The organism is Paraburkholderia sp. TE9906 (genome assembly GCF_056279605.1).
Window position 1 is genome coordinate 1 of the sequence record NZ_JBWCCT010000041.1, and the last position, 1,631, is coordinate 1,631.

Here is a 1,631-nt window from a genome sequence, read left to right on the forward strand (position 1 = left end):
CCAGAGTGTGTGGAAACACCATTTTTTCCGCTAAGCGGGCGCTTGCCGCTCAGGTTGGTCGAGTTTGATACGGCGAGTTTTCACAATCGAACGTTACGAGCACAACAAAGCCCTCGGGGCTTCAGCTTGCGACCATCTTCATGGCCTTCAACATCCCCGCAACGCTAAGTATGTTCATCACCCGCTTCAGGTTATAGGCCAACACCTGAAGGCTCATCTCCGTACTCACTCGCCTGAGCGTCCTGGTAAGGAAGTGTGCAGGACCCATCCAGTGCTTGAGCGTACCGAAGACATGTTCGACAGTACTTCGGCGGATGGTCATTGCATCGGGCATCCGGTCGAGCCGGCGCTGCATGGCTTCCAGTGTGTTCTCGTGTTCCCACCGTCGAATGCGACGGTAGTCGCTCGGTGAACATCGTTCCTTGAGATGGCAACGCGGGCAGGCGCTGGGCCAGTACACATGCAGAATCATGTCATGTTCAACGGTGTTGAATCGATGGATGGCTCGCTCGCCAGCGGGGCATCGATAAATATCGCCTTTCGCCTCATAGACAAAGTCGGCCTTCGTAAAGAGACCTTTCTTGCGGGATGCGGAGGTGAGCGGCTTGGGAACGTACGCACTGATGTCGTTCAGATCGCATGCCCTTATCTCCGGGCCGCTGAAGTAACCCCGGTCAGCAACAACCTTCAGCTTCGGTTTGCCCATCGCGTTCTTCGCAGACACTCCCATCTTGCTGAGTTGTCCGTGATCGTTTCCGACGTTAGTTACCTCGTGCTCAACGATCAAGTGATGTTTCGTGTCGACCGCAGCCTGAACGTTGTAGCCCACTATGCCGGAGCCTCTTCCGCTTGTTGCCATGGATCGTGCATCGGGGTCCGTCATCGACAACTGTTTGTCCGGATGCTTTTCCAACTGCTTCCTGATCTGTGCGAGCTCACGCATCTGTTGACGCAAGCGGGCGATCTTCTCGTACAGACGAACGGTTTTCACATCGAAACCCGTCGGGCTGGTCCGGTCTGCGGTTTCAATCAGGTCGAGATACCGCTGAACGCTTTCCTCAATCTGCTGCTGACGCTTGTCCATCTTGCTCGCGGTGTAGTTCCTGTCGCGGCTGTTTGACGCCTTAAACTTGCTACCGTCGATGGCCACCATGTCACTGGATAGCAGCTTCAACCCGCGGCACAGTTCGACGAACCGCCGGCATACGCTGCGAATGGCTGCGCCGCTGTCACGGCGAAAGTCGGCAATCGTCTTGAAGTCGGGGGCCAGACGTCCCGTCAGCCACATCAGCTCGACGTTGCGCTGACATTCACGCTCAAGACGCCGGCTGGAAGGTATCCGGTTCAGGTATCCGTAGATATAGATCTTCAGCATCACACCCGGATGGTAAGACGGGCGACCCGTGATCGCCGGCGTCGTACCGTTAAAACCGAGTTCTGCAAGATCCAGTTCGTCGACAAAGACATCAATGACTCTTACCGGATTGTCCTGTCCGACGTAGTCATCGACGCATTCGGGAAGTAGTGCGACCTGTTTGCGGTCATCGCCTTCAACGAATCGCTTCATGAGTCACCCAGTCTGAACGCGTTAATTCAGTTTAGGCGATCAATGCGTTTTCACACACTCTGGG

Annotated in this window: 1 protein-coding gene; it reads right to left on the reverse strand. The window is 55.5% G+C overall.

What is annotated here, in order from left to right; all coding sequences use genetic code 11:
• Positions 1 to 121: 121 nt before the first annotated feature.
• Complete coding sequence (locus ACZ9H4_RS37045; protein WP_408141254.1) at positions 122 to 1,567, reverse strand: IS1182 family transposase; 1,446 nt, start codon at positions 1,565 to 1,567, stop codon at positions 122 to 124.
• Positions 1,568 to 1,631: the final 64 nt, after the last annotated feature.